This window comes from Agrobacterium sp. RC10-4-1 (assembly GCF_014138475.1).
Taxonomy (GTDB): domain Bacteria; phylum Pseudomonadota; class Alphaproteobacteria; order Rhizobiales; family Rhizobiaceae; genus Agrobacterium; species Agrobacterium pusense.
In genome coordinates this window covers 402411-427621 of sequence record NZ_JACJIT010000005.1, presented here as the reverse complement: position 1 = coordinate 427621, position 25211 = coordinate 402411, and the positions used below count along the sequence as shown (strand labels likewise).

Genomic DNA, 25211 nt, shown 5'->3' with positions numbered 1-25211 from the left:
TCAGGCAGATATCGCCATCCGCGAATGGGATGGCGAAAAAGATGAGCGGTCTTCACCTTCAAATCCCGCTCTCATATCGGTTTATCCGTTCGCCTTTATCCTTGCGGGCTGCTGCGCGGACAGCGCGGCCGTGATGTCGGAAAGAGGCGGCAGATGTTCGAGCGGGCCAATTGCAGACAATGTCGGAACTGTATCGAAAAACAGCCGTCCTGCAAGATCGGTCAGGCGCGTGCGGGTGATGTCGCCCAGCCGCTCCATCATCTCTTCATTCGGAATGGGTCGGCCGTAAAGCATCATCTGGCGGGCGATCTGGCCGGCGCGGGCAGCCGGGCTTTCCTGGCCCATCAGCAATTGCGCGCGGATCTGCGCACGGGCCCGGTCGATTTCCTCCTGGTGGATGGTCTGCGAGGACTTGCGCAGCTCCTCCAGAATGACGGGAACCAGTTCAGGCAGGTCGTTGCCGCCGGTGGCCGCATGCACGCCGAAGATGCCGGTATCGGAAAAACCCCAGTGGAACGCATAGACGGAATAACACAGGCCGCGATATTCACGCACTTCCTGGAACAGGCGGGAAGACATGCCGCCGCCGAGAATATTGGCGAGAATCTGCGAACAATAGAAATCGCGGGCATGATAGGCCTTGCCCTCGAAGCCGAGAAGCACCTGTGCATCCATCAGGTCGCGGGTCTCTCGGATTTCTCCGCCGGTATAGACAGCCTTTTCAAGCACAGGTGTCGCCACTGGCAGCTGCGGCAGCGAGGCGAAACGCTCTTCCACCTGCTTGACGAAGCTCTCGTGATCGACCGCGCCGGCCGCAACGACGAAGATGCGGTCCGTCGTATAATTGCGGGCGAGATAATGCCTGATCTGGCCTGTCGTGAAGGATTGCACGGTCTCGGGCGTGCCCAGGATCGGCCGGCCGATCGTCTGGTCGCGATAGGCGACACCGGAGAAATTGTCGAAGATCACGTCGTCGGGCGTATCGGTGGCGGCACCGATCTCCTGCAGGATGACGTTCTTTTCGCGCTCCAACTCGTCTTCATCGAAGAGCGATTCCGTCAGGATGTCGGCAAGGATATCGACCGCGAGCGGAACGTGATCCTTGAGGACGCGGGCGTAGTAGGAGGTTGTTTCCGTCGACGTCGCGGCGTTGACTTCGCCGCCGACATTTTCGATCTCTTCGGCGATCTGACGGGCGGTGCGGCGCGCCGTGCCCTTGAACGCCATATGTTCGAGAAGATGGGCGATGCCATGTTCGGCAGTCGTCTCGTTGCGGGAGCCGGATTTGATCCACACCCCAAGAGCGACGCTTTCGAGATGTGGCATTCTTTCCGTGACAACGGTCAACCCGGACGAAAGCCGGGTCAAATTTACTCTCATACTCAACGTCTTTCCGCGTCTCTATTTGCCGGCGCGTGCATGTTTGCCGATGAAGCTTTCCACGGCTTTGAGCTCCGCATCCAGAATGTCGAAACGCTCCTCCCGGTTCATGATGTCAGCGAGCCATACTGGAAGCGCCGGGTCGATTGCGCAAGCGGATTTTACAGCCGCCGGGAATTTTGCCGGATGGGCGGTCGACAGAACCACCATTGGCGTTGCGGGCTTTTCGTGCTTTTCCGCCACGAAAACACCTGTTGCCGTGTGCGGGTCGATCAGGTAGCCGGTCTTTTCAAGCGTGTCGCGAATGGTCGCCGCCACCTGCTTTTCGGTGGCGCGTCCGGCGCGGAAATCCTTCTTGATGAACTTCAGCGCCTTTTCCGGAATTTCAAACGCGCCCGATTGCTTGAGGCCATCCATCGATGACTTAACGGCAGCGGAATCGCGGTCGTAGGCTTCGAACAGCAGTCGCTCGAAGTTGGACGAAATCTGGATGTCCATCGAGGGCGAGGTGGTGGGCTTGACGCCGCGCATCTCGTAACGGCCGGTCTTCAGCGTGCGCGCCAGAATGTCGTTGTCATTGGTCGCGATGACCAGCTTGTCGATCGGCAGGCCCATCTTCTTGGCGACGTAACCGGCGAAAATATCGCCGAAATTGCCTGTCGGAACGGTGAAGGACACCTTCCGGTCGGGGCCGCCGAGCGACAGAGACGCGGTGAAATAATAGACCACCTGCGCCATGATGCGCGCCCAGTTGATGGAGTTGACGCCGGAAAGCTTCACGCCGTCGCGGAACTTCACGTCGTTGAACATCTCCTTCACCAGCGTCTGGCAATCGTCGAAATTGCCGTTGATCGCCAGCGCATGCACGTTGGAAGCGGTGGAGGTCGTCATCTGGCGCTGCTGCACCGGAGAGACCTTGCCGTTCGGGAAAAGGATGAAGATATCGGTACGCTCGCGTCCGGCAAAGGCGTCGATCGCCGCCCCGCCCGTATCGCCGGATGTGGCGCCGACAATGGTGGCGCGCTCGCCGCGTTCCGTCAGCGTGTAATCCATCAGACGGGCGAGGAGCTGCATCGCCACATCCTTGAAGGCGAGCGTGGTGCCGTGGAACAACTCGAGCACGAAGGTGTTCGGACCGGTCTGTGTCAGCGGAACGACGGCCGGGTGGCGGAAGGTCGAATAGGCGTCGTCGATCATCGCCTTGAACTTGTCGGCCGGAATTTCGCCGCCGGTGAAACGGTAGAGAACCTCGAAGGCGACATCCTGGTAGGACTTGCCGCGCAGGTTGCGGATTTCCTTTTTCGACATGGACGGCCATTTGCGCGGCACGTAAAGCCCGCCATCGCGGCCAAGGCCTGCCAGAAGCGCGTCGCAAAAACCAAGCGAAGGGGCCGCACCCCTGGTCGATACATATTCCACGAGATAGTCCCTTATCCGTTGCCGATGTGATCGGCGTCTTTTCCGCAGCGTGTCACCGAATTGAGGCGATTGGCGAGGTCATGAAGCGCTTTTTTGAAAATTCAAGCAAAACCGAACATGCCAATCGATTTTTTCCGGCGTCGCTGCTATAGACCATCGCCAACCTGGGTGAAAGGTCAATAAACAGCGTCTCCGGTTCTGTTCCGGGACAATGGAGAGGGAATTAGAAGAGTGTCAGGGAATTTCTTGCGTTTGTCCGCCGCGATGTCGCTTCTCGTCGTTGTTGCAGGATGCAATTCCTCCAACCCGTCGGACTCGCTTGCCGTCAACCCGCCGGCGGCGCAGGCCGCGCCAACGGCTGCCGTGGTTCAGGCCAATTGCCCGGCCGTGACGGTTCTCGACGCCAATGCCGTTCATCGCGTCTATGCCGGCGGCGCCAAGGACGATCCGCAGAAACTCGCCTATCAGGTCTCGCTGTCCGATACGACGCGCTCCTGCACCGCCAATGAATCGACGCTCACCGTCAACGTGCTGGCCCAGGGCCGCCTCGTTCCCGGCCCGATGGCCAAGCCCGGCCGCGTCACCGTGCCGATCCGGGTGACGGTGAAGGATGGCGACGGCGAGATTTTCGGTGAAACGACCAATTTCGCCATCGATGTTCCCGCAGGCGGGGCCGGCACGCAGTTCATCTTCAACAACGACCACGTCGCGATTCCCAACGGACCGGGCGGCGCTCCGAGGTCTGTCAGCGTTTATATCGGCTTTGCAGAGCAGGGCGCGAAGGCCAAGACGAAGCGCCGGTGATTTGACGGGCAAAATGTAAAAGCCGGAGGCTGCTCGCCAGGCTTCGGTGCTGATTGCGCGCAAAGGTCCGAATTCCGTCACCCCGGACTTGATCCGGGGTCCAGCGCGATCAAGTCATTGATCGCAAAAGACTCTTCTCACGGCGCAGACGCGCCGTGACTGGATGCCGGATCAAGTCCGGCATGACGGAGGAGAGGTCTACCACTTTCCATGCGTTTTAACCGGAGGGTTTTCCCACAGTCGTCGCCTTCTCCGCTGACAGGCGGCTACGGGAGTTTCGATACTCCTCCACAGCCTCAAAAAAAGCTGGCGGCAAAACGGCCCTGGCGGGACGCGCATTTGCCAGCTCTTCATCTGTCATTTCGGGAAAGTCGACAGCATCCCAATCCGCTTCGGTATAGCCTTGGCCGGGTACGAATTCCTTTTCCGTCTGGGATGCCACCACAGCTACCTCCTTAAAACGCGCCTTCCCACTCTGCCATTGCCGCAATCACGGCCGGCAGGTCCTGCATGCGGGAGATCACCGTTTCGGCGCCCGCATCCGTCAGCCGGTCGGCGTGGCTGGGATAGGTGTGGGACGCGCCGGTAAAGCCGATGACGCGCATGCCAGCGGCCTTTGCGCCATGGATGCCGTGCACGGAATCTTCGACCACGACCACGCGATCGGGGGAAACGCCAAATTGCGCTGCGCCGTGCAGGAAGATGTCGGGCTTCGGCTTCACGCGGTCCGCACCTAGGTCCTTGGCGGAATAGATATGCGGCGCGAAATACGGCTTCAGGCCTACTTTCGTGAGCATCATGTCGAGGCGGTGGCTCGAAGAGTTCGAGCAGATGCAGCGGGGCGTCGTCAGGCGCGAAAGTGCGAATTTTACGCCCTCGATGATCTTCACGTCGCGTTCCAGCCGCATGTCGAGCAGTTTTTCCGATTTGTCGAGCAGCGAGGCTGAGAGCGGAATGCTGGCTTCGCTTTCCACCTGCAGGAGGATGTTCTTCCAGGTCATGCCGGCGAAACGCTCCCCCATTTCCTCGACCGAGATCGGATAACCGGCTTCGGTCAGAAGGCGGGATTCCACCTGTGCCGCGATGATTTCGGAATCGACCAGAACGCCGTCGCAGTCGAAAATAATGAGGTCGAAGCCGCTCATGGGCGCTCCCTGTATCGGATTTGGCTGGAAGAAAATGATGCCGGGCTTTTAGACCATGTCCGCGCCAAGCTCAACCGGCTCGCCAGCAAAGGACAGTCCCGTCAGGCTCATAGCTTGAAGGCCGCGGGCAAGGGAGCCGCGTGTCATAACAGTCTGCTCTGGCTTGCTGCAAAAACCTCTACACACGGTCGCGCCATATGCGCTATGGGATGTTATGCCCAAGACAGCAAAAAATTCGCCTGAAGATACCATTGCCGCCCGCATCAGCCGCACGCTTGCCGACCGCATCGTTCGCGGTGAGCTGTCGCCGGGCGAAAGGCTGCGGCAGGATCACATCGCCGCCGAATTCGGCGCCTCGCATGTGCCGGTGCGCGAGGCATTCCGCCGGCTGGAAGCGCAGGGACTTGCCGCCAGCATTCCGCGCCGGGGTGTCAGGGTCGCGGATTTCGGTCTCGATGATGTGCGCGAGGTGGCGGAAATGCGTGCCGCTCTTGAGGTTCTGGCTTTGCGCCACGCCATTCCCAACATGACGTCAGCCATTCTCGATCAGGCGGAGGCAGCCACGCTCGAAGGCGACAGCGCCGTTGATGTCGAGCATTGGGAGGAGGCCAATCGCCGCTTCCACCGCCTCATTACCGCGCCCTGCAACATGCCGCGCCTGATGGAAGCGATCGATGGCCTGCATGCGGCAAGCGCCCGTTTCCTGTTCTCCGCCTGGCGGGCCGGCTGGGAGCGCCGCACCGATACCGATCACCGGGCGATCATCGACGCGCTGCGCGGCGGCCGCGCCGAAGAGGCGGTGCGCATCCTTGACGGGCATGTGCAATGGATCGGCCGCAAGGCGATCCGCACCTCGTCCGGCTCGGTGCGCGACGCCTTCGCCATTGTCGGATAGGCCCTTGACCGTCCGCCTCCGGCCCCACCACCTTCTCTGCATGCTCACCTATGTGGGCAAGGGATATACATCCGGCTTCGTCGAAAATTATGACCGTGTCGCCGACCGCCTGAATGCCGGGGAAGAGGATATCGAGCTGGTGGATGGCCCCGACGACATCTGCGAGGGCCTGTTGTGTGAACGCCATGCCCACTGTTTCAACGAAGGGGTTGTGAAGCGGGATGAGACGGCCCGCGTTTCGGTGTCAGTGCTTTTGGGCGAGACGCTGGCTGCCGGCAAGCGGTTGCAGGCGACGCCGGACTTCCTTGCCAAGATGCGTCTGGCATTTGCAGGGGGAGATATCAGGCAGGCCTGTCGAGGCTGCCAGTGGAACAGGCTGTGCGACCGCATTGCCGCTTCAGGCTTTGCTGGCGTGAAAATCGGCGAACAGCCGGAGTCTCAAGCAGGGCTGCGGCCAAGGCCTACTCCGGCACACGCGTCTCGGTTCTCTCGGCAGCCTTGACCGTCGCCTTGATCTCCTTCGGATCGCGGCCCGACTTCTTGTCGTAACTTACCTTCACCGAATAATCGCCGGGATGAAGCGTTTCCTGATGCTGCGTGCCATAACGGCCGGAAATCTCCTTCTGCGTGCCCTGAAGGTCCCTGGTCGTTTCGACAATGTCGATCCGTTCCGCGCCGGGGGCGGTAATTGCGAGAACGCCCGCATCGAGATTGATGGTTATTTCCGTGCGTCTTCCGGCTGTCACGGTGAACGGCTGCTCCACTGTCACCTTGCCGAGGCGTGCGCGCATGACGAAATTACCGGCCGGCATTTCCATCATCTTGCCGGTTCCGTAAATGCCGTTGATGGTCTCCCGCGTGCCGTCAAGGGTTTCCTTGGCTGACATCGCTTCGAAGCGGATATCATCCGTTTCCACCGCCCTGCCGCCTTCCGCATACACGGCCTTGGCGATCACCACGCCGCTCGGAATGACAAGTTCGTGGCTGATCTTGTCGCCGGCCTTGATGGTGAGCTTCTCCTGCGCCCGCGCCGGGCCGACGCTGCCGGTGAGAAGCACTTCGCCCGCCGGCACGAAGACGGTATCCTGGCCATAGACGCTGTCTTTGAAATCATCCTTGGTGATTTCAGTTTTCGCCTGTGTCTCCACATCGCCGCCGGGGCTGCGTTTTGGCACGACAGTCAGTTCGGCCGCATCGAAATTTACCTTCGGCCTTGCAACGCTTCCGTCCTTCACCTCGAACGCTATTTCGCGGGTCACATTGCCCAGCGCCGCCACGCCCACATATCTGCCCGCTGGCAGCTTCGCCTCGAAGGTGGCGTCATAGGAACCGCCGGCATTCTCGTCGGTGCGCACGCCAGTGCGGTCGGCCTTGTAGAAATCCCAGCGCACCCTGTCACTGTTGCCGAGGGAGGGGCCGCCATCAAACAAAACCGCATCGGTGATGACGTTATATTGCGGGTTCGGTTGCTGGGCCTGCGAGGGCGTTGCCAGCGCGACCGCGAAAAGTGCGGCCCAAACGACATTCATGGAAAAAGACGCCATTTTCATCACGGACCCCATTGCGGACTACCCCCTGCCATAATGGCTCTTCCTGCCGCGCGAATGAGCGGGCACAGGAGAACCCATTGCGCACAACGTTTTCGCCGGACTTCGGGTTCCCCGCCGGTCTCCGCAAATTGCGCCAGTGCGCCGCGGGAGCCATTTATTTCGCATTTTCCGTGACTTGTTCAGGCTTTGATAACCATCTTCGGTAACCATAAGCCTCAGTAGAGAGTAAGCGTATGGAGCGAGTACCAATGGCAGCAGTTTTTCCGCTGGCCGATTTTCGGCATGCCGGTTTTGATCGTGCAGGTGAGAGTGACGCCTGGAAAGACAGCATCATAAAGGGTGATTGCGTCGCTGCCTTGGATGCCCTCCCGAGCCAGTCGGTGGACGCGATTTTCGCCGATCCGCCGTATAACCTCCAGCTCGGCGGCACGCTGCACCGGCCCGATCAGTCGCTGGTTGACGCCGTCGACGACGAATGGGACCAGTTCGCCTCCTTCGAGGCCTATGATGCCTTCACCCGCGCCTGGCTGCTCGCCTGCCGCCGCGTGCTGAAGCCGAACGGCACCATCTGGGTCATCGGTTCCTATCACAATATCTTCCGCGTCGGCGCCACGCTCCAGAACCTCGATTTCTGGATCCTCAACGATATCGTCTGGCGCAAGACCAACCCCATGCCCAATTTCAAGGGCCGCCGGTTCCAGAACGCCCATGAAACCATGATCTGGGCGAGCCGCGATCCGAAGGCCAAGAACTATACCTTCAACTACGATGCGTTGAAGGCCTCCAATGACGACGTGCAGATGCGCTCCGACTGGCTGTTCCCTATCTGCAGCGGCCATGAGCGGCTGAAGGGTGAGGACGGCAAGAAGGTGCACCCCACCCAGAAGCCGGAAGCGCTGCTTGCCCGCATCATCATGGCTTCCACCAAACCGGGTGATGTCGTGCTCGACCCGTTCTTCGGCTCCGGCACCACGGGTGCGGTGGCAAAACGCCTCGGCCGCCACTTCGTCGGCATTGAGCGCGAGCAGGATTATATCGATGCCGCCGCCGCCCGCATCGCCGCCGTCGAACCGCTCGGCAAGGCGGAACTGACAGTCATGACCGGCAAGAAGGCCGAGCCGCGCGTCGCCTTCAACACCCTGCTGGAAAGCGGCCTCGTCCGTCCCGGCCAGGTGCTGACGGATGCAAAGCGCCGTTATAGCGCCATTATTCGTGCGGATGGTACGCTCGCATCCGCCGGAACCGCCGGCTCCATCCATCGCCTCGGCGCGAAGGTGCAGGGTCTCGACGCATGCAACGGATGGACGTTCTGGCACTTCGAAGACGGCGACGACCTGAAGCCGATCGATGATCTCCGAGCCATCATCCGCAGTGAACTGGCAAAGGCCGAATAGTCCAAGCCGGAAAGGCTTGAAGGCAACGATCCACCGCCCGCCCTTGTCCAGAATACGTCTCCGTCCGGTTTAGTACCTTCAGTCCCGGATGGAGAACGACCAACGCCCGGCACATCGTGTCGGGCGTTGGTATTTTCGAATATAAAATTTTAGATAGACAAGTTTCGCGCAAGAGACGACAACTACTGTCCTAATCAAAGCAGTGGTTGTGAAAATCCGGTCTGGACAACTCACAAAAACATTGCGTCCAATGCCGCTTGCGGCAGGACTGGCGCAGGCCGGAGACCGCCATTTCCGCCTGCGCCAATTTCTTTTCCTGATCTTTTTGACAAACCTTGCCAAAATCTGCACTCTGTCTTCATAGGAGATGAAGATGGTAACCATGAATATTTCGCTGCCCGGCCAGATGAAGGAGTGGGTCGAAGCGCAGTCTAAAACGGGCCGTTACTCCAATGCCAGCGACTATGTACGAGATCTCATCCGAAAGGATCAGGAGCGGAGCGAAAAGATCGCTGCCATGCAGGGCCTGGTGGACGAAGGATTGCAGGCTCCCTCCGGTCATCGTTCTGAAGATGCCTTGTTTGCTGAGGCCGAAGCCCGCTCCATGAAACATAAAATTGGCTGATCATGGGATTTCGCCTTTCTCTGCCTGCGGAAGAAGACGTCATCCGCATAGCGCAAGAAGGCATCGACCTATTTGGACCTCAGCAAGCGCGAAAGTACCATCGCGAACTTTTCGCAATATTCGACTTGATATCACGGAATCCGAGGATCGCACGCGAGCGTAACGAGTTGTCGCCGTCGGTGCGCATTCATCCGTTCAGAGCACATCTGGTGGTCTATCGCGTTGAGGCGGACGACGACGTCCTCATCGTCCGCGTCCGCCATGGGCACGAGGACTGGGGCAATGAGCCTTAATCCATGCCACGAGGTGACTTAAGGGCGGAACCTAAGCCACCACCCCGAATGCCTGCAGATCCTGCTTCAGCTTCTCCGCGCCGGTGAACTGCACCGCCTGCCAGCCGGCGGCCTTTGCGCCTTCGACATTGATCGCCGTATCATCGATGAACAGAGTTGCGGCGGGATTGAGCCCGAAATCGCGCGCATGAAGCTCATAAATCGCCACATCCGGTTTGATCAGCTTGATGTCACCGGAAACGGTGACGCCACGCGGCAGGGTGAGGAAGGGGAACATCTTCTGCGCCTCACGAAAAGTGTCGGAGGCGAAGTTGGTCAGCATCGTCACGTCGTGGCCGCTCTCGATAAGGCCTGTCATGATCGCGACGCTGTCGTCATAGGAATGCGAGACCATCTCGTGCCAGAACTTGCGGAAGGAGCGGATATGCTCTTCCCGTTCCGGGAACTTCTCCACCAGCAAAGCTTCAGCATCCTCCCAGCGGCGGCCACGATCCTGCTCGAGGTTCCAGTCATGGGTGCAGACATTCTCGAAGAACCATTGGCGCTCATCGGCATCGGGAATGAGGCGGCTATAGGGAATATGCGGATCGTAGTGGATCAGCACCTTGCCGATGTCGAATACGATATGCTCAATCTTGGTCATCGAAATTTCCTGCTTTCATCGAACGTTAGAGCGTCCGAAAGACGCTCTAAATCTTTGAGTTGCGCATCGTGCCTGTCGAAAATCAATTTCGATTTTCGGGCCGATACGCGGATGGAATAGCTTGGGCGATGACTTTTTTCATCACCGTTGGCAGCGCCTGCGCGTCAAGATTTGTAACCGGCTCCCACCATTCGTCATCCGGACCGGGTTTAAGACCGTCCGGTACCTGCGCGCGGTAGATGGTGAGCCGCAGTTCGAAATGGGTGAAGACATGCGTAATGACGCCCGCCGCCTGCCAGCCGGCGGCAAAGGGCGCATGGCTCGCCTCCGTGCCTCCGTCCATGCGGGCGGTCCATGCCGTTGTCGGCACCTCAGTCATGCCGCCGAGAAGCCCGCTTTCGACGCGCCGCCGGAGCAGGATTTCGCCGCTCGCATTCACCGCCACGAACGCGGCCCCTAGTCGCACCGGCTTTGCTTTCTTCGCCGCCTTGACCGGAAAACGCTCCGGCTCGTCATGGGCAAGCGCAAGACAGTGGCCGTTGAAGGGACAGAGCGCGCATGCCGGCCGTTTCGGCGTACAGATCGTAGCACCCAGGTCCATCATCGCCTGGGCGAAATCGCCGGGCCGGTCGGAAGGCGTAAGCGCGGCCACCTTCGCTTTCATGGCGGGCTTTGAGCCGGGCAGGGGAGCGTCTATGGCGAAGAGGCGGGAGATGACGCGCTCCACATTGCCGTCCATCACCGCCGCCGGCTGGTTAAAGGCGATGGCCGCCACGGCCGCGGCCGTATAATCGCCGATGCCGGGCAGTTTCTTCAGCCCCTCTTCGCTGTCCGGAAAGGTCCCGCCATGGTCGCGCGCCACGGCTTCCGCGCATTTTTTAAGGTTGCGGGCGCGGGCGTAATAACCGAGCCCCGCCCAGGCCGCCATGACATCCTCGACCGGAGCCGCGGCCAGATCGCTGACGCTTGGCCAGGCGGCGAGAAACTTCAGGAAATAGGGTTTCACCGCCTGCACCGTCGTCTGCTGCAACATGACCTCCGACAGCCAGACGTGATAGGGATCGGCGCGTTTTCCCTGTGCCGCCATGGCCGGAGACGTGCGCCATGGCAGTTCGCGATGGTGCCGGTCATACCATGCGAGAAGTTGTTCCGCTGTCGGATGTGATATGTGTTGCCGCGTATGTGTGTTCATCGCCGCTGAACATAGACACGGCACGGCAATCTGCAACAGCAGCCTGCGACGGCGACGTGGAAAACCGCATCCGGCAACGAATGCCCGACATCGAAACCCATGATCCGATTTTGGAAGAAGAGCCTCATGCTGAATGCGCTGCTGGATAATATACCCCAACCGCTGCTTTATGTTATCGGGGTTCTGTTGGCCCTGTGCCTGATTGGAAGCCTGTTGAACCATATTGGCCGGCTGTGTTTCGGGCGGCACAACTGCGTGGCCTTTGTGGTTTCCTGCCTGATCGGCGAAGTCCGTGAACTGGAGAAGATGAGAGGCAAGCCCTCGCGCCGCTTTCGAATTATCGAATCCGGTTTCTGGGCGATTTTCTGCCATGGCCTGTGGATATACCTCTCCATCGTGCTCACCTGCATGTTGGTGATTGCCGTTATGTCGGATAAGCCGGGAATATCGCATCTGAAGTTTTTGGCTGTGGCCTATTTCCTCTTTGGATGTTTGGTGGCGGGAATGATACGCTTGGGTGCCTGCCGGGACTGGCGACGATTCCGCGCATTGTGGCGCGGCGAAGAAGATGACGATGGCGCGACCGCTTGAGGCCGCTTGGCCTCTGTCGAGGAGAGCATGAAGAAACCCGCAGATTCATTCCGCAAAGGCGTCGTGCAGATCGCCGAAGTCGCCAATGGCATCATGGACCCGGTCCTGTCGAAACGCGCCGGCATCAACACGGCGCTGCTCGGCTCCTGGGACGAGATTGCCGGGGACGATTTTGCCGATTGCACCCGCCCCGAAAAGATCACCTGGCCGCGCCGCGACGAAGGCCCGGACCGTGGCGGATATCAGCCCGGCGTGCTGACGATCGCCTGCGAAGGCGCGCGCGCGCTATTTCTCACCCACGCGCAGGGCGAACTCATTGCTCGCATCAACGGCTTTTTCGGCTTCCCGGCCGTGCGCCAGATCAGGATCGTACAGAAGCCCGTCTCGCAAACCATCACCCGCCGGCGCAAACCGCAGCCCCTGCGCGGCGATGCGGCAAAACGTCTCGATGACATGATGGACGGCATTGAAAGCGAGGCGCTGCGCAAGGCGGTGGAGAGGCTGGGCACGGCGGTGTTGCAGAAGAAGCCGGGGCGCAGGACGATTTGATGCAAGATGCCGTCCTTGACTGGTCACAATTCTTTGACAAGAAGAGTTCAGAACCCCGCTTGTGATGAACAGGCCGTCGCTATATCGGAATCAACGGACAATAGAGTCTATTACCAACAGGTGCTTTCATGCATTTTCCCGAACTGACCATTTCCCGTCGCAGCCTTCTCGGCGGCGTTGCTCTTGCCGCCATCGCCACGGCCCTGCCGTTCGCTTTAACGCCCGGTATTGCCCAGGCGCAGGAATTGCCTGAATCCACCGGCGATGTGGATATGGCTGCGGTAATGAAGCCCGGCCCGCTGCCGGAAGCCGCGCTCGGCGATGCCAACGCACCCGTCAAGATCGTCGAATATATGTCGATGACCTGCCCGCACTGCGCCAACTTCCACAACAAGACCTTCGAAGAAATCAAGAAGAAGTATATCGATACCGGCAAGGTCTATTTCGTGCTCCGCGAATTCCCGTTCGATCCGCGCGCCGCTGCCGCCTTCATGCTGGCGCGCTGCGCACCGGAAGGTCAGTATTTCCCCTTCGTTTCCATGCTGTTCAAGCAGCAGCAGAGCTGGGCCGTTGCGCAGGATGCGCGCGCCGCCCTGCTGCAAATGTCGAAAATGGCCGGTTTCTCACAGGAGTCTTTCGAGGCCTGCTTGACGAACCAGAAACTTCTGGATGATGTGAACGCAACCATGCAACGCGGTGCGACGGAATTCGGCGTCAACTCCACGCCGACTTTCATCATCAACGGCAAGAAATACGCAGGAGACATGTCGGTTGAAACCATGTCGGCTGTCATCGACAAGCTGCTCTGATCACCGAAGCCTTCAGAAAACGGGCGGCGGATATTTCCGCACGCCCGTTTTTTATTGCCGTTTTTCTGTCCGGAGCGTGGCGGCATGAAGTTTAACAAGCTCCGCCTCGTCGGTTTCAAGTCCTTCGTCGAGCCCTCGGAATTCATCATCGAACCGGGCCTCACCGGCGTTGTCGGCCCCAATGGCTGTGGCAAGTCCAATCTTGTCGAAGCACTGCGCTGGGTGATGGGTGAGAACTCCTACAAGAACATGCGCGCCTCCGGCATGGATGACGTCATCTTCTCCGGTTCCGGTAACCGCCCGGCCAGAAACACCGCCGAAGTTGGCCTTTATCTCGACAATTCCGACCGCACCGCGCCTGCCGCCTTTAACGATGCCGATGAAATTCAGGTGACGCGCCGCATCGAGCGCGAAAACGGCTCCGTCTATCGCATCAACGGCAAGGAAGCCCGCGCCAAGGATGTACAGCTTCTTTTCGCCGATGCCTCCACAGGCGCACGCTCGCCCTCCATGGTGGGGCAGGGGCGCATCGGCGAACTCATCAACGCCAAGCCGCAGGCCCGCCGCCAGCTGCTGGAAGAGGCGGCCGGCATCTCCGGCCTGCATTCGCGCCGCCATGAGGCCGAGCTTCGCCTGCGCGCCGCCGAGACCAATCTGGAGCGGCTCGAGGATGTGACCGCCCAGCTGGAGAGCCAGATCGAAAGCCTGAAACGGCAGGCGCGCCAAGCCAACCGTTTCAAGATGCTGTCCGCCGATATCCGCGCCCGCGAGGCGACCCTGTTGCATATCCGCTGGGTAGAGGCGAAGGAAGCCGAGAGCGAGGCGGAGAGCGCGCTCAATCAGGCCACGAATATCGTCGCCGAGAAGGCGCAGGCGCAGATGGAGGCGGCCAAGCAGCAGGGCATCGCCAGCCTGAAGCTGCCGGAGCTGCGCGAGGACGAGGCGAAAGTCGCCGCTGCCCTGCAACGCCTGCAAATCGCCCGCACCCAGCTGGACGACGAGGCCAACCGCCTGCTCCGCCGTCGTGACGAGCTGGCGCGCCGTCTGTCGCAGCTTGGCGAGGATATTATCCGCGAGGAGCGGCTGGTCTCCGACAATGCCCAGATACTCGCGCGGCTCGATGAGGAAGAAGCCGAGCTCCTCGAAATCCTGTCCGATTCCGGCCGCCATGCCGACGAAATGCGCGAAGCCTTCGAAGCTGCGTCCGTCAAGCTGGCGGAAAGCGAAGCCATCTTCACCGCCATCACCGCTGAGCGCGCGCAAACCGCCGCCGCCCGGCAGCAATTGGAGCGGGCGATCCGCGATCTTTCCGACCGCAAGCTGAGGCTCGAACGGCAATCGCAGGAAGCAACGGCCGAGATCGAGGCCATCGACGAAAAACTCTCCGGCCTTCCGGACCCCGCGGAACGGCGCGAAGCGGTTGAGGCAGCCGAGATTGCCGTCGAAGATGCGCTGATCGTCGTGGAAGAGGCCGAGGCTGCCGTTGCCGAGGCGCGTTCCGCCGAAGCCATGGCGCGCGGGCCGCTGGAAACGGCGCGAAACCGCCTGAACGCGTTGGATACGGAAGCGCGTACCATCACCAAAATCCTCGCTTCAAGCGCCGCCGCGAATGGCAGCTTCACGCCGGTGGCGGAAGAAATGACGGTTGAGCGCGGTTATGAGGCGGCACTGGGCGCGGCGCTTGGCGACGATCTCGAAAGTCCGCTCGATGCCGAAGCACCTGCCTATTGGGCCGGTAATGGCGACGGTTCTGATGATCCTGCCTTACCGCAGGGTGCCAAACCGCTTCTGGATTATGCTCAGGCGCCGGATGCGCTTAGGCGTGCCCTTGCACAGATCGGCGTCGTTGCAGACGTCACGGAGGCCCGGCGGCTGTTGCCGTCGCTGAAGGCCGGCCAGCGGCTGGTGACGCTCGAAGGCGCGCTGTTCCGCTGGGACGGCCATGTCGCCAGCGCTGATGCGCCGGGCGCTGCGGCACTTCGCCTGTCGCAGAAGAACCGCCTCGCCGAAATCGAAACCGAACTGGATGAAGCCCGCTCCATTCTGGAAGAGGCCGAAGACCAGCTTGCCGCGAAAAGCGAGGAGATCAGAAGCAGCGAATTGCGGCTTTCGGACGTGCGCGACCGGAGCCGGCTTGCGACCCGTCAGCTTGCCGAGGCACGCGAGGCGCTGACATCGGCCGAACGCGCCTCGGGCGATCTTTTGCGCCGCCGGGATATCGTCTCCGAAGCACTGAACCAGATCGGAGCGCAGATCGACGAGATCGCCGTTCAGGAAGAAAATGCCCGTATCGAGATGGAAGATGCGCCTGATCTTTCCGTGCTTGATCTGAAGCTGCGTGAAAGCCAGCTGGAAGTCGCGACCGATCGCGGCCTGTTGGCGGAAGCACGCGCCCGCCATGAAGGCGTGAGCCGCGAGGCGGAAAGCCGCCAGCGCAGAATTCAGGCAATCGGGCAGGAGCGTTCCACCTGGCAATCGCGGGCGGCAAGTGCCGCCGACCATATCGCCACGCTGCGCGAACGTGAGGAAGAGGCGCGCGAGGAAATCGCCGAGCTGGACATTGCGCCCGAGGAATTTGACGAAAAACGCCGCAACCTCCTCAACGAATTGCAGAAGACCGAAGACGCCCGCCGCGCGGCCGCCGACCGGCTGGCCGAGGCGGAAAACCTGCAACGCGCCGCCGACCGGCTGGCGGCAACGGCGCTTTCCGAACTCGCCGAAGCCCGCGAAAAGCGCGGCCGTGCCGAAGAGCGGCTGGTTTCCGCCCGCGAGAAACGGCAGGAGGCGGAACATCGCATCCGTGAGACGCTGAGTACCGAGCCGCATATGGCGTTTCGCCTGACCGGCCTTGGCCCGGACCAGCCAAAGCCCGATATCCGTGATGTCGAGCGCGATCTGGACCGGCTGAAGATCGAGCGCGAAAGGCTTGGCGCCGTCAATCTGCGCGCCGAGGAGGAGCAGGCCGAGCTTTCCGCCAAGCTTGAGGCGCTTATCAAGGAGCGGGACGATATCATCGACGCCGTGCGCAAGCTGCGTGCCGGTATCCAGAACCTCAACCGCGAGGGCCGCGAACGGCTGATTGCCGCCTTCGATGTGGTCAATTCGCAGTTCCAGCGGCTGTTCACCCATCTCTTCGGCGGGGGCACGGCGGAATTGCAACTGATCGAATCCGACGACCCGCTGGAAGCCGGTCTCGAAATCCTCGCCCGCCCACCGGGCAAGAAGCCGCAGACCATGACATTGCTTTCCGGCGGCGAGCAGGCGCTGACGGCCATGGCGCTGATATTCGCCGTCTTCCTCACCAATCCCGCGCCGATCTGCGTGCTGGACGAGGTGGACGCGCCGCTCGACGACCACAATGTCGAGCGCTACTGCAACCTGATGGATGAAATGGTGGCCTCCACCGAAACCCGCTTCGTCATCATCACTCACAATCCCATCACCATGGCGCGCATGAACCGCCTCTTTGGAGTCACCATGGCGGAGCAGGGCGTGTCGCAACTGGTGTCTGTTGATTTGCAGACCGCCGAACAGTTGCGCGAAGCCGTCTGAGGCGACATTTCCGGGATTCAATTTCTGGTTTTGCTCAATGTCAATTTATCTTGCCATATCACCCATTCGGGTGAGCGACATTGCGCGGCAGTTTGCTATGTCTTTCGCAAGAGCCAAAGGGTTCTCCTGAGACCCCACCATCCGGTTTCCTGTACCGGATGGAATGCCTTGCGAGGCCGCTGCCGTGGCCTCGCAAGGCTTTCTTTTCCGGGTTCATAGGGTTGCGCGGCGGTTTGCATTGGCAATTGTGTCAGGGGAGTAAGCCTCTTTCCGTCATACCGGCCTTGAGCCGGTATCCAGCCAGCCCAAGTCCTTGGGCTGAAAGGACTCTTCCCGTCGCGCGAGAGCCGCGTCGACTGGATTCCGGCTCAAGGCCGGAATGACGGAGAGAGGCGACGCAGCCAATCACTGTAAACACTGGCATGCTGCAACTGCCAATCGCGCAGTGTGCGAGTTTCTCGGCCCATGATGCATGGAGGCCACCATCACTCACCCCGGCACAAGCCGCAACCTTGTGCCCCAGGGGTCGATCGCTTCCACGACATTATTCTCCATCTCCACCAGCACATAACCCGCGGCCCGTAGCCGTGTTTTCTGCGCCTCGAGATCGGTGGGGTTGCGAACGGTGATTGAGAACCAGTCGAGGCCGGTTTCCATGGCGTTGCGTTCCTTTGCGCCACGGCTGTTCCAGGTATTCACCGCCAGATGGTGGTGATAGCCACCGGAAGAGAGAAAAGACGCGTCGGAACGCGCATCCTGTGTCGGTTTGAGCCCGACGGCCTCTTCGTAGAAGGCGCGGGCAGCGGCGATGTCGCCAACTCGCAGGTGGATGTGGCCAATGCGCATTCCCGCGGGGGCGACGTCATAATCACTGTTTTTGGTATCGGTCAGCTTTACGAGATCATCGACATCGAGAGGCTCGGTGCCCATTTTAACCACGTTGCCGCTCCACACCCATGTGTCCGTGGGACGATCGCTGTAGACCTCGATGCCGTTACCTTCGGGATCGTTGAGATAGATCGCCTCGCTGACATTGTGATCGGCAAAACCCGTCAGAGGCACCTGCTTCAGCGCCGCATGCACCAGCCAGCGCGCCAGATCCTTGCGGGAGGGCATCAGATAGGCGACGTGGAACAGGCCGGCAGAGGTGGGGCTCTCGAAATCCGCTGCCGGCTTGTGATCGAGATCGAGCAGCGGCACGGTCCCGACACCCAGCGTCACGCCCCTTGCCGTGCGTTCCACTTCGTTCATACCCAGCACCGAACGGTAATAATCGATCATCGGATCGAGTTCGCGCACGCGCAGCGCCGCCTTGCCGATATGCATCGGCGTCGTCAGCGCAAAGGGCAGGGTGGGATCGGCGGCGGCGGAAGCTCCGCCCTCGGCTCTAAGCGCACCGGCAAGGGCGGTGGCGGCGCAGGAAATTCCGGCAAATTTAAGCGTGTGGCGGCGGGTAAATTGCATGAATAATCTCTTTGTCGGCGATTTGAATGGCTTAGGTAACACTCCGTTTCAGCGCACTACACGAATGCGTCAATGCTGCTGTTATGTCCTGTTTAAGGCAATTCTGGCGCGCAATTCGCCGCAATTATGCTGCACTGCGATGTAAACTACGCGTTGCGGCGTTCCCAACGTGCCGCCAATGCTGTAGATGATAGAAAAATGACAACGCTTCTGGGTGGAGAGCGTGGAATGAAAAAATGGGTTTATACCTTCGGCAACGGTGCTGCCGAAGGCCGGGCAGGTGACGTTGCGATATTGGGCGGCAAGGGCGCAAACCTTGCCGAAATGGCAAGTCTCGGCCTTCCCGTTCCCCCCGGCCTCACCATCATTACCGACGCCTGCGCGCTTTATCACAAGAACGGCCGCGATCTCCCGGATGACCTGAAGCTTCAGGTCATGGCCGGCCTGCATGGTATGGAAATCGTGACCGGCAAGACCTTCGGCGGCAGCCAGTCGCCACTGCTCATCTCCGTCCGTTCCGGCGCGCGCGCCTCCATGCCCGGCATGATGGATACGGTGTTGAACCTTGGTCTCAACGACCGCACCGTCGAGGCATTGGGCCACGATGCGGGCGACGCGCGTTTTGCCTGGGACAGCTATCGCCGCTTCATCCAGATGTATGCTGATGTCGTCATGGGTCTCGACCATGAAATGTTCGAGGAAATCCTCGAAGATGAAAAAGGCCGGCTTGGCCATGAATACGATACGGACATGTCGGCGGTCGAATGGCAGCACGTCGTTTCGCTCTACAAGAAGCTGATCGAAGATGAGCTCGGCGAAGCCTTCCCGCAGGATTGTCACGTCCAGCTTTGGGGCGCAATTGGCGCCGTGTTCGCCAGCTGGACCAACCACCGTGCCGTGACCTATCGGCACCTGCACAATATTCCCGGCGACTGGGGCACGGCCGTTAACGTTCAGGCCATGGTCTTCGGCAATCTCGGCTCGTCCTCGGCAACCGGCGTCGCCTTTACCCGCAACCCCTCGACAGGCGAGGCGGAGCTTTACGGCGAATTCCTCGTCAATGCGCAAGGCGAAGACGTGGTGGCGGGCATCCGCACGCCGCAATCCATCACCGAGGCCGCACGCTTGGCCTCCGGCTCCGACAAGCCATCCATGGAAAAGCTGATGCCGGAAGCCTTTTCCGAATTCTTGGCGATCTGCAAGCGGCTGGAAACCCACTACCGCGACATGCAGGATCTTGAATTCACCATCGAGCGCGGCAAGCTCTGGATGCTGCAGACCCGCTCCGGCAAGCGCACCACCCGTGCCGCCATGAAGATTGCGGTCGATATGGTGGAAGAAGGGCTGATTTCGCAGGACGAAGCCGTCTGCCGCATCGAGCCGTCGTCGCTCGACCAGCTGCTGCATCCCACCATCGATCCCGGCACATCCCGTCCCATCATCGGCTCCGGCCTGCCCGCCTCTCCGGGGGCGGCAACGGGTGAGATCGTCTTTACCGCGGAAGAGGCGGTCGCCGCCGAGGCCGAGGGGCGTCGCGTCATTCTGGTGCGCATCGAAACCAGCCCGGAAGATATTCACGGCATGCATGCCGCCGAAGGCATTCTGACGACGCGCGGCGGCATGACCAGCCACGCCGCCGTGGTGGCGCGGGGCATGGGCATTCCCTGTGTCACCGGCGCCGGCTCCATGCGCGTCGATATGCGCAACAGGGTGCTGATCGGCGTCGGCTGCATGCTGAAGCGGGGGGATGTCATTACCATTGACGGCTCCTCCGGCCGGGTGCTGAAAGGCGAAGTGCCGATGACGCAGCCGGAACTCTCGGGCGATTTCGGCAAGCTGATGGAATGGGCGGACAAGCTGCGCCGGATGACCGTGCGCACCAATGCGGACACGCCCGCCGACGCCCGCGCCGCGCGCGCCTTTGGCGCTGAGGGCATTGGCCTCTGCCGTACCGAACACATGTTCTTCGAGGGCGACCGCATCCATGTCATGCGCGAGATGATCCTGGCCGAAAGCGAAAAGGGCAGGCGGGCGGCGCTCGATGAGCTTCTGCCGATGCAGCGCTCGGATTTCACCGAACTTTTCCAGATCATGCACGGCCTGCCGGTGACGATCCGCCTGCTCGACCCGCCACTGCACGAATTCCTGCCGAAGACGGATGGTGAAATCGTCGAGGTTGCCGCCGCCATGGGCATGCCGCAGACGGTGTTCCGCCAGCGGCTTGATGCGTTGCACGAGTTCAACCCCATGCTCGGCCATCGCGGCTGCCGTCTCGCCATCTCCTACCCGGAAATCGCCGAAATGCAGGCCCGCGCCATTTTCGAAGCGGCCGTTGCGGCGGCGCGCATTACCGGCGCGCCCGTCGTGCCTGAGATCATGGTGCCGCTGGTCGGCCTGCGTTCGGAACTGGATTACGTGACTGCGGTCATCGATGGCGTCGCCGCTGCGGTGGCGAAAGAAACCGGCATGGAGATCGAATATCTCACGGGAACCATGATCGAGCTGCCGCGTGCGGCCCTGCGCGCCCATGTCATTGCCGAAGCGGCCGAATTCTTCTCCTTCGGCACCAACGATTTGACGCAGACGACCTTCGGCATTTCCCGCGACGATGCGGCGCGCTTCATCAATACCTATCAGCGTAAGGGCATCATCGAACGCGACCCGTTCATTTCGCTCGATTTCGATGGCGTGGGTGAATTGATCCGCATCGCCGCCGAACGCGGCCGCCAGACGCGGCCAGAACTGAAGCTCGGTATCTGCGGCGAACATGGCGGAGACCCGGCCTCGATCCATTTCTGCGAAAATGCCGATCTTGATTACGTCTCGTGCTCGCCTTTTCGCGTGCCCATCGCCCGCCTAGCCGCCGCGCAGGCGACGCTTGCCGCGCGGGCGGAAGAAGGGCAGGTCGCAAGCAATGTCGCCTTTATCCCCGTCAGGGGTTCTGTTGGACGATGATGCGCCGCTCCACCACCACGGGACGGTAGAACATGTCGCGGTTCATCTGCGCCTGCCAGGCACGGTTGTCCGCACGGCGGTCCATTTCCAGATCGAGAAGGCAACCGGCCATCGGGTCAGTGCCGGGGCGGAAACCGTAACCCCGGCATGTCGCCTCATCCCGAGCCCGGCGCTCTTCCGGTGTCAGCGTCTGGCATGCGGTGAGCGCCAGCATGGCGGCAAGCGCACCGAAGACGATGGAAAAGCGCATTTTGTTTCTCCCTGATATGACAGCCGTACGGCACTTATTGCCGAGATTGATACGCCTGTTTTAAGACGGGGAAAAGCCGCGGCAAGGTGGAAAGTTGCGTCGATAGGCCGCCGCAGGCACCTCCGCTGTGCTTAATATCTGGACAGGAAGGAGGGCGGGAAAAAGCCCTGCTGAATGAGCCAGTCACTCAACAGAAGCGTGAGGATGCCGGCGAGAAGAAGACCGCCCATGAATGCGATCAGGCCGAGGGTGGCGCGTGTCCAGCGGCGGGTCTGATAGAGATAAATGGCAAGGCCCACAGGCGCGAGCAGAATAGTCGCGAATTTTACGGCAGAGCTGCGTCGGGAACCCCGCTTTTCGGCATCCTCTATCTGCCACCACGCAAACAGGGTGATGATGCCGATCATCTGCACCAGATCGTTTGCGGTAAAGGAACTGGGCGATCCGGCGGGCCAGATGGCCGCGTCGATAAGCAGCCCGACTGAGACAAAGACGAGCAGGCCGACATAGATCCAGTTACGTTTCACCATGCATACGTTCCGCTGAAGCTGCGCTTTGTCCGTGTCGTTATGGCTATCGATGAAGCCATCTCCGTCAACCCCTAACTTTAATGGGGCAAAGGAAGCGGCCAACGCAGGGCGTCTCCTTTTTATCGGAAACGCCCCGCGACTATTGCTGTCAGGCCGTCGCCACTTCACGGTCATCGAGTGCGTCGATGTCCTTGGCGTTGTTATAAACGGCCTCGTTGAGAATGCCCTCACGCTTGGCGACAATGGTGGGCACCAGCGCCTGTCCGGCGACGTTGACCGCGGTGCGGCCCATGTCCAGGATCGGGTCGATTGCGAGCAGCAGGCCCACCCCTTCGAGCGGCAGTCCGAGTGTGGAGAGCGTCAGCGTGAGCATAACCACCGCGCCGGTCAGTCCGGCCGTTGCGGCGGAACCGAGCACCGAAACGAAGACGATCAGCACATATTCCTGAATGCCGAGGGGCACCTGGAAGAACTGCGCGATGAAGATCGCCGAGATTGCCGGATAGATTGCGGCGCAGCCGTCCATCTTGGTCGTGGCGCCGAGCGGCACGGAGAAGGCGGCATATTCGCGCGGCACGCCGAGGCTCTTTTCCGTCACGGTTTCGGTGACGGGCAGTGTGCCGATGGAGGAACGCGAGACAAAGGCGAGCTGGATGGCCGGCCATGCGCCCGCAAAGAAGCGCGAGGGCTTCAGGCCATGCGCGAGAAGCAGCGCCGGGTAAACGACGAAAAGCACCAGTGCGAGACCGATATAGACGGCCGCTGCATACCAGCCGAGCTGCGACAGCGTGGTCCAGCCATATTGGTCAACTGCGCGGCCAAGCAGGCCGATGGTGCCGATGGGGGTAAGGCGGATGACCCACCACAGGATTTTACGCACGATGGCGAGCAGCGACTGGTTGAAGGCGAGGAACGGCTCCGCCGCCTTGCCGGCTTTCAGCGCCGCGACACCGAAGGCAATCGACACCACCAGCAACTGCAGGACGTTGAAATTCAGCGAGGTGCTGGCCGCGCCATTGCTGATTTTGGTAGATGCTTCAAGACCGAAGACGTTGGCCGGGACGAGACCCTTGAGGAAGTCCAGCCAAGAACCGGTGGAGGACGGTGCTGCCGCGGCCGTATTGGCGATCGCCGTGTTGACGCCCGGCTGGATGACAAGACCGAGCACGATGCCGATGACGACCGCGATCAAAGCGGTGATGGCGAACCAGAGCAGCGTCTGCCAGACGAGCTTCGCCGCATTAGAGAGGTTCTTGAGATTGGCGATGGAGGCGACGATGGCGGTAAAGATCAGCGGCGGCACGAGTGCGCGCAGCAGCTGGACGAATATGCTGCCGATGGTCTGCAGCGTCACCGAGAGCCAGTTGGGGCTACCGGCGGCGTCGGGGCCGATATTGCGGGCAACAAGGCCAAGCAGCAGGCCGATGACCATGGCTATCAGAACCTGAAAGCCAAAATTGCGATAAAAGGGTTTATGCCCCGAGGGGCGGGCAGAGGTCGTTGCCTGTGACATGACATGTCTCTTTATTGTGCAAGAAAGCGAGAATGTTGCATTTTTTACAAGCATTCTCGAGGGAGGTCGCCGAGAATACGCCGATTTCCTCAGCAATTAAGGGATGAACGTGCGTATTTGTTGCATTGTCGGGGAATTATTCCCTGACGCTACGGCAATGCGGAAAAATATTCCTGCTTCTTGTTGGCTTGGCCTCTCAGTCCGTCGCGCAGGGAAAGTCATGCCAATTGCGCCGACGTCATCCTCGGGCCTGTCCCGAGGTCTGCCGACATATTGATTTTTATTGGAGGTAGTTAGATCCTCTGCACAGAGCCGAGCATGACGTTGAGCGAGTCTTCACCCTTAATCACCGACCTCAAGGAAACTGCGACCTGTCCGGAAATTTAACCCGGACAGAAGTGGATCATACCCGGAATGGCGGAAGAGAGGTCTTCGGGGGGCACGCTTTACCCGCAGATCGCCCCCTCCTTTGTTTTCCTCGCCGCAATTCCGGTCTATGACATCATATGCAGGTGATTCCCTGCCAGAACCCGGGTGCAACGCCTCTTAGCCAATGCGATCTAACGGATATCCGCTTCCATGACTGTGCGTTTCGTCCGGCCTTTTTCGGTTGCAGCCTATCTTTCCCGCTATCTGGGCCTGGCGGCACTGGCGCTTTTTCTCATCGCCGCCGGCATCCACCGTTTCGGGCCGCTGACGACGCCTGATCTTGTCGGGCTGCTCCTCATTGCCGCAGGCATCGCTTTTCTTGCCGTGCTTCTGGCGCTGATCGGCCTTGAGCGGCTGTGGACCAGAGGCGCACGCGGCGGCCTTTCGGCGCTGGCGGCGCTGCTTCTCTCGGCCTTGCCACTCGGCGTTGTCGGCTACGGCGCCTTTCTTTATTGGCAGCAGCCGAAGATTTACGACATCTCCACTGACCTGAGCGATGTGCCGGAGTGGCTGGCGACACCGGCCGCCAACCAGCAATGGCTGGTGCGGCCCGCGACCATTACCAAGGCTGATCGCGATGCGCAGATGGAGGCCTATGCCAGCCTTGCCGGGCGCCGTTATGAAGGCGCGATAGACCGCATCTACGCCGCCGCCAAAAAAATGGCCGCCTCCCAGAACATCCGCATTACCCATACGAAGGGTGTGATCGGGGCGGAGGATGCCCCTGCCGTCGGGGTGCCAGCACAGGACAGGCAGCAGCCCGCCGACGATGCGCCGGTGGAAGACCTGCCCTCCATCGTGCCCGTGCCCATGGCCCGCCCGACCGACGCGCCTTTGCCCACCTTCTTCAACGGCAGCGGCGTGGTGCTGATGCAGGGTGAAACCCGCACCCGCATCTGGGGCCTGCGCTTCGATATCCTCATTCGCCTGAAGGAAGAGGCGGAAACTACCATCGTCGATGTCCGCGTCGCCTCCCGCTACGGCCCGCACGATCTTGGCATGGGTGCGGCGATTGCCGAGGCCTATCTCGATGCGCTGGATGCGGAGATGCAGGGGCTGAACGATAATTGAGGCCGGAAGGCAAAGCTACACGTTGGCCGAATGGATCGCGACGTCGCCGCTCGTTTCTTCTCCCCGCCGGGGAGGAGGTGGCCCGAAGGGCCGGATGAGGGGGCAACGGCGGAGATTTTCGGAGAGCTTGCCCCCTCATCCCGCTGCCGCGGACTTCT

Annotated in this window: 23 protein-coding genes and 1 pseudogene; 13 read left to right on the top strand and 11 right to left on the bottom strand. The window is 60.8% G+C overall.

The genetic code is table 11. The features are described from left to right. Nucleotides 1-81: 81 nt before the first annotated feature. Nucleotides 82-1380 (bottom strand): M16 family metallopeptidase, encoded by a 1299-nt coding sequence (locus FHW77_RS16575; RefSeq protein ID WP_004440396.1) that lies wholly within the window; start codon nt 1378-1380, stop codon nt 82-84. Nucleotides 1381-1401: 21 nt separating this feature from the next. Then, a complete protein-coding gene (gene thrC, locus FHW77_RS16570) occupies nt 1402-2799 on the bottom strand; it encodes a threonine synthase (RefSeq protein ID WP_004440397.1) in 1398 nt (465 codons plus the stop codon). A 264-nt stretch (nt 2800-3063) separates the two neighbouring features. On the opposite strand from thrC, the gene FHW77_RS16565 reads away from it, so the two are divergent. Further along, a complete protein-coding gene (locus FHW77_RS16565) occupies nt 3064-3603 on the top strand; it encodes a hypothetical protein (protein WP_044458783.1) in 540 nt (179 codons plus the stop codon). Nucleotides 3604-3853: 250 nt separating this feature from the next. Here the strand turns inward: FHW77_RS16565 and FHW77_RS16560 are convergent. After that, nucleotides 3854-4048: pseudogene (locus FHW77_RS16560) on the bottom strand (BrnA antitoxin family protein); the annotation flags it as partial. Between the two features lie 10 nt (nt 4049-4058). Next, nucleotides 4059-4748, bottom strand: a complete 690-nt coding sequence (locus FHW77_RS16555) for an HAD family hydrolase (protein ID WP_004440401.1) — start codon at nt 4746-4748, stop codon at nt 4059-4061. Between the two features lie 214 nt (nt 4749-4962). Here FHW77_RS16555 and FHW77_RS16550 point away from each other — a divergent pair, with 214 nt between their 5' ends. Together FHW77_RS16550 and FHW77_RS16545 are read left to right on the top strand one after the other, a co-directional pair. After that, nucleotides 4963-5643 carry a GntR family transcriptional regulator gene (locus FHW77_RS16550; protein ID WP_004440402.1) on the top strand — a complete coding sequence of 227 codons (681 nt, stop codon included), beginning with the start codon at nt 4963-4965 and terminating at the stop codon, nt 5641-5643. A gap of 40 nt (nt 5644-5683) precedes the next feature. Further along, entirely contained in the window at nt 5684-6145 is a 462-nt protein-coding gene (locus FHW77_RS16545; RefSeq protein ID WP_034496277.1) for a DUF1284 domain-containing protein, read from the top strand. On the opposite strand, the gene FHW77_RS16540 is transcribed toward FHW77_RS16545, so the two are convergent. Continuing rightward, nucleotides 6105-7205, bottom strand: coding sequence for a hypothetical protein (locus tag FHW77_RS16540; RefSeq protein ID WP_034495932.1), 1101 nt, complete (start codon nt 7203-7205; stop codon nt 6105-6107). The genes FHW77_RS16545 and FHW77_RS16540 overlap by 41 nt on opposite strands. 236 nt (nt 7206-7441) lie before the next feature. Here FHW77_RS16540 and FHW77_RS16535 point away from each other — a divergent pair, with 236 nt between their 5' ends. The 3 genes from FHW77_RS16535 to FHW77_RS16525 all read left to right on the top strand — a co-directional run bounded on the left by FHW77_RS16535 (nt 7442) and on the right by FHW77_RS16525 (nt 9505). Further along, entirely contained in the window at nt 7442-8587 is a 1146-nt protein-coding gene (locus FHW77_RS16535; RefSeq protein WP_004440405.1) for a site-specific DNA-methyltransferase, read from the top strand. A 373-nt stretch (nt 8588-8960) separates the two neighbouring features. Further along, nucleotides 8961-9212 carry a type II toxin-antitoxin system ParD family antitoxin gene (locus FHW77_RS16530; RefSeq protein WP_004440406.1) on the top strand — a complete coding sequence of 84 codons (252 nt, stop codon included), beginning with the start codon at nt 8961-8963 and terminating at the stop codon, nt 9210-9212. Nucleotides 9213-9214: 2 nt separating this feature from the next. Next, complete coding sequence (locus FHW77_RS16525) at nt 9215-9505, top strand: type II toxin-antitoxin system RelE/ParE family toxin (protein WP_004440407.1); 291 nt, start codon at nt 9215-9217, stop codon at nt 9503-9505. 31 nt (nt 9506-9536) lie between these two features. Here FHW77_RS16525 and FHW77_RS16520 read toward each other — a convergent pair whose 3' ends face one another. Both FHW77_RS16520 and mutY read right to left on the bottom strand, forming a co-directional pair. After that, nucleotides 9537-10148, bottom strand: coding sequence for an HAD family hydrolase (locus tag FHW77_RS16520; protein WP_004440408.1), 612 nt, complete (start codon nt 10146-10148; stop codon nt 9537-9539). A gap of 82 nt (nt 10149-10230) precedes the next feature. Next, on the bottom strand, nt 10231-11340 hold the full coding sequence (mutY, locus tag FHW77_RS16515; protein ID WP_004440409.1) for an A/G-specific adenine glycosylase: 1110 nt from the start codon (nt 11338-11340) through the stop codon (nt 10231-10233). Here mutY and FHW77_RS16510 point away from each other — a divergent pair. The 5 genes from FHW77_RS16510 (at nt 11253) to FHW77_RS16490 (ending at nt 16841) form a co-directional block, all read left to right on the top strand. Next, nucleotides 11253-11489 (top strand): hypothetical protein, encoded by a 237-nt coding sequence (locus tag FHW77_RS16510; protein ID WP_162484560.1) that lies wholly within the window; start codon nt 11253-11255, stop codon nt 11487-11489. The genes mutY and FHW77_RS16510 overlap by 88 nt on opposite strands. Then, nucleotides 11467-11931 carry a hypothetical protein gene (locus FHW77_RS16505; protein ID WP_034495929.1) on the top strand — a complete coding sequence of 155 codons (465 nt, stop codon included), beginning with the start codon at nt 11467-11469 and terminating at the stop codon, nt 11929-11931. The genes FHW77_RS16510 and FHW77_RS16505 overlap by 23 nt, the downstream gene beginning before the upstream one ends. Nucleotides 11932-11958: 27 nt before the next feature. Beyond that, nucleotides 11959-12480: a DUF721 domain-containing protein gene (locus tag FHW77_RS16500; RefSeq protein ID WP_004440412.1), complete on the top strand. Its 522-nt coding sequence runs from the start codon at nt 11959-11961 to the stop codon at nt 12478-12480. Between the two features lie 128 nt (nt 12481-12608). After that, the gene (locus FHW77_RS16495) at nt 12609-13289 is read left to right on the top strand and encodes a DsbA family protein (protein WP_004440414.1); all 681 of its coding nucleotides are present in this window, start codon (nt 12609-12611) and stop codon (nt 13287-13289) included. Between the two features lie 84 nt (nt 13290-13373). Continuing rightward, on the top strand, nt 13374-16841 hold the full coding sequence (locus FHW77_RS16490; protein ID WP_004440417.1) for a chromosome segregation SMC family protein: 3468 nt from the start codon (nt 13374-13376) through the stop codon (nt 16839-16841). Between the two features lie 489 nt (nt 16842-17330). Here FHW77_RS16490 and FHW77_RS16485 read toward each other — a convergent pair whose 3' ends face one another. Then, entirely contained in the window at nt 17331-18305 is a 975-nt protein-coding gene (locus FHW77_RS16485; RefSeq protein WP_004440418.1) for a VOC family protein, read from the bottom strand. 228 nt (nt 18306-18533) lie between these two features. On the opposite strand from FHW77_RS16485, the gene ppdK reads away from it, so the two are divergent. Beyond that, nucleotides 18534-21260 (top strand): pyruvate, phosphate dikinase, encoded by a 2727-nt coding sequence (gene ppdK, locus FHW77_RS16480; protein ID WP_004440419.1) that lies wholly within the window; start codon nt 18534-18536, stop codon nt 21258-21260. Here ppdK and FHW77_RS16475 read toward each other — a convergent pair. From FHW77_RS16475 to FHW77_RS16465, 3 genes are all read right to left on the bottom strand, one after another. After that, entirely contained in the window at nt 21238-21510 is a 273-nt protein-coding gene (locus tag FHW77_RS16475) for a hypothetical protein (RefSeq protein ID WP_004440421.1), read from the bottom strand. The genes ppdK and FHW77_RS16475 overlap by 23 nt on opposite strands. Nucleotides 21511-21641: 131 nt before the next feature. After that, nucleotides 21642-22040 (bottom strand): hypothetical protein, encoded by a 399-nt coding sequence (locus FHW77_RS16470; protein WP_034495926.1) that lies wholly within the window; start codon nt 22038-22040, stop codon nt 21642-21644. Nucleotides 22041-22188: 148 nt separating this feature from the next. Further along, nucleotides 22189-23553 (bottom strand): dicarboxylate/amino acid:cation symporter, encoded by a 1365-nt coding sequence (locus FHW77_RS16465; protein ID WP_004440424.1) that lies wholly within the window; start codon nt 23551-23553, stop codon nt 22189-22191. Nucleotides 23554-24132: 579 nt separating this feature from the next. On the opposite strand from FHW77_RS16465, the gene FHW77_RS16460 reads away from it, so the two are divergent. Next, entirely contained in the window at nt 24133-25053 is a 921-nt protein-coding gene (locus FHW77_RS16460; protein WP_004440428.1) for a DUF1499 domain-containing protein, read from the top strand. Nucleotides 25054-25211: the final 158 nt, after the last annotated feature.

Coding starts and splice junctions, on each gene's coding strand:
- FHW77_RS16505 (WP_034495929.1), top strand. CDS start 11,467: ATGCTGAATGCGCTGCTGGATAATATACCCCAACCGCTGCTTTATGTT.
- FHW77_RS16465 (WP_004440424.1), bottom strand. CDS start 23,553: ATGTCACAGGCAACGACCTCTGCCCGCCCCTCGGGGCATAAACCCTTT.
- FHW77_RS16545 (WP_034496277.1), top strand. CDS start 5,684: ATGCTCACCTATGTGGGCAAGGGATATACATCCGGCTTCGTCGAAAAT.
- FHW77_RS16510 (WP_162484560.1), top strand. CDS start 11,253: ATGGCAGTTCGCGATGGTGCCGGTCATACCATGCGAGAAGTTGTTCCG.
- FHW77_RS16575 (WP_004440396.1), bottom strand. CDS start 1,380: ATGAGAGTAAATTTGACCCGGCTTTCGTCCGGGTTGACCGTTGTCACG.
- FHW77_RS16565 (WP_044458783.1), top strand. CDS start 3,064: ATGTCGCTTCTCGTCGTTGTTGCAGGATGCAATTCCTCCAACCCGTCG.
- mutY (WP_004440409.1), bottom strand. CDS start 11,340: ATGAACACACATACGCGGCAACACATATCACATCCGACAGCGGAACAA.
- FHW77_RS16470 (WP_034495926.1), bottom strand. CDS start 22,040: ATGGTGAAACGTAACTGGATCTATGTCGGCCTGCTCGTCTTTGTCTCA.
- FHW77_RS16535 (WP_004440405.1), top strand. CDS start 7,442: ATGGCAGCAGTTTTTCCGCTGGCCGATTTTCGGCATGCCGGTTTTGAT.
- FHW77_RS16460 (WP_004440428.1), top strand. CDS start 24,133: ATGACTGTGCGTTTCGTCCGGCCTTTTTCGGTTGCAGCCTATCTTTCC.
- FHW77_RS16540 (WP_034495932.1), bottom strand. CDS start 7,205: ATGGGGTCCGTGATGAAAATGGCGTCTTTTTCCATGAATGTCGTTTGG.
- FHW77_RS16520 (WP_004440408.1), bottom strand. CDS start 10,148: ATGACCAAGATTGAGCATATCGTATTCGACATCGGCAAGGTGCTGATC.
- FHW77_RS16525 (WP_004440407.1), top strand. CDS start 9,215: ATGGGATTTCGCCTTTCTCTGCCTGCGGAAGAAGACGTCATCCGCATA.
- FHW77_RS16555 (WP_004440401.1), bottom strand. CDS start 4,748: ATGAGCGGCTTCGACCTCATTATTTTCGACTGCGACGGCGTTCTGGTC.
- FHW77_RS16485 (WP_004440418.1), bottom strand. CDS start 18,305: ATGCAATTTACCCGCCGCCACACGCTTAAATTTGCCGGAATTTCCTGC.
- FHW77_RS16490 (WP_004440417.1), top strand. CDS start 13,374: ATGAAGTTTAACAAGCTCCGCCTCGTCGGTTTCAAGTCCTTCGTCGAG.
- FHW77_RS16550 (WP_004440402.1), top strand. CDS start 4,963: ATGCCCAAGACAGCAAAAAATTCGCCTGAAGATACCATTGCCGCCCGC.
- ppdK (WP_004440419.1), top strand. CDS start 18,534: ATGAAAAAATGGGTTTATACCTTCGGCAACGGTGCTGCCGAAGGCCGG.
- FHW77_RS16495 (WP_004440414.1), top strand. CDS start 12,609: ATGCATTTTCCCGAACTGACCATTTCCCGTCGCAGCCTTCTCGGCGGC.
- FHW77_RS16500 (WP_004440412.1), top strand. CDS start 11,959: ATGAAGAAACCCGCAGATTCATTCCGCAAAGGCGTCGTGCAGATCGCC.
- FHW77_RS16475 (WP_004440421.1), bottom strand. CDS start 21,510: ATGCGCTTTTCCATCGTCTTCGGTGCGCTTGCCGCCATGCTGGCGCTC.
- FHW77_RS16530 (WP_004440406.1), top strand. CDS start 8,961: ATGGTAACCATGAATATTTCGCTGCCCGGCCAGATGAAGGAGTGGGTC.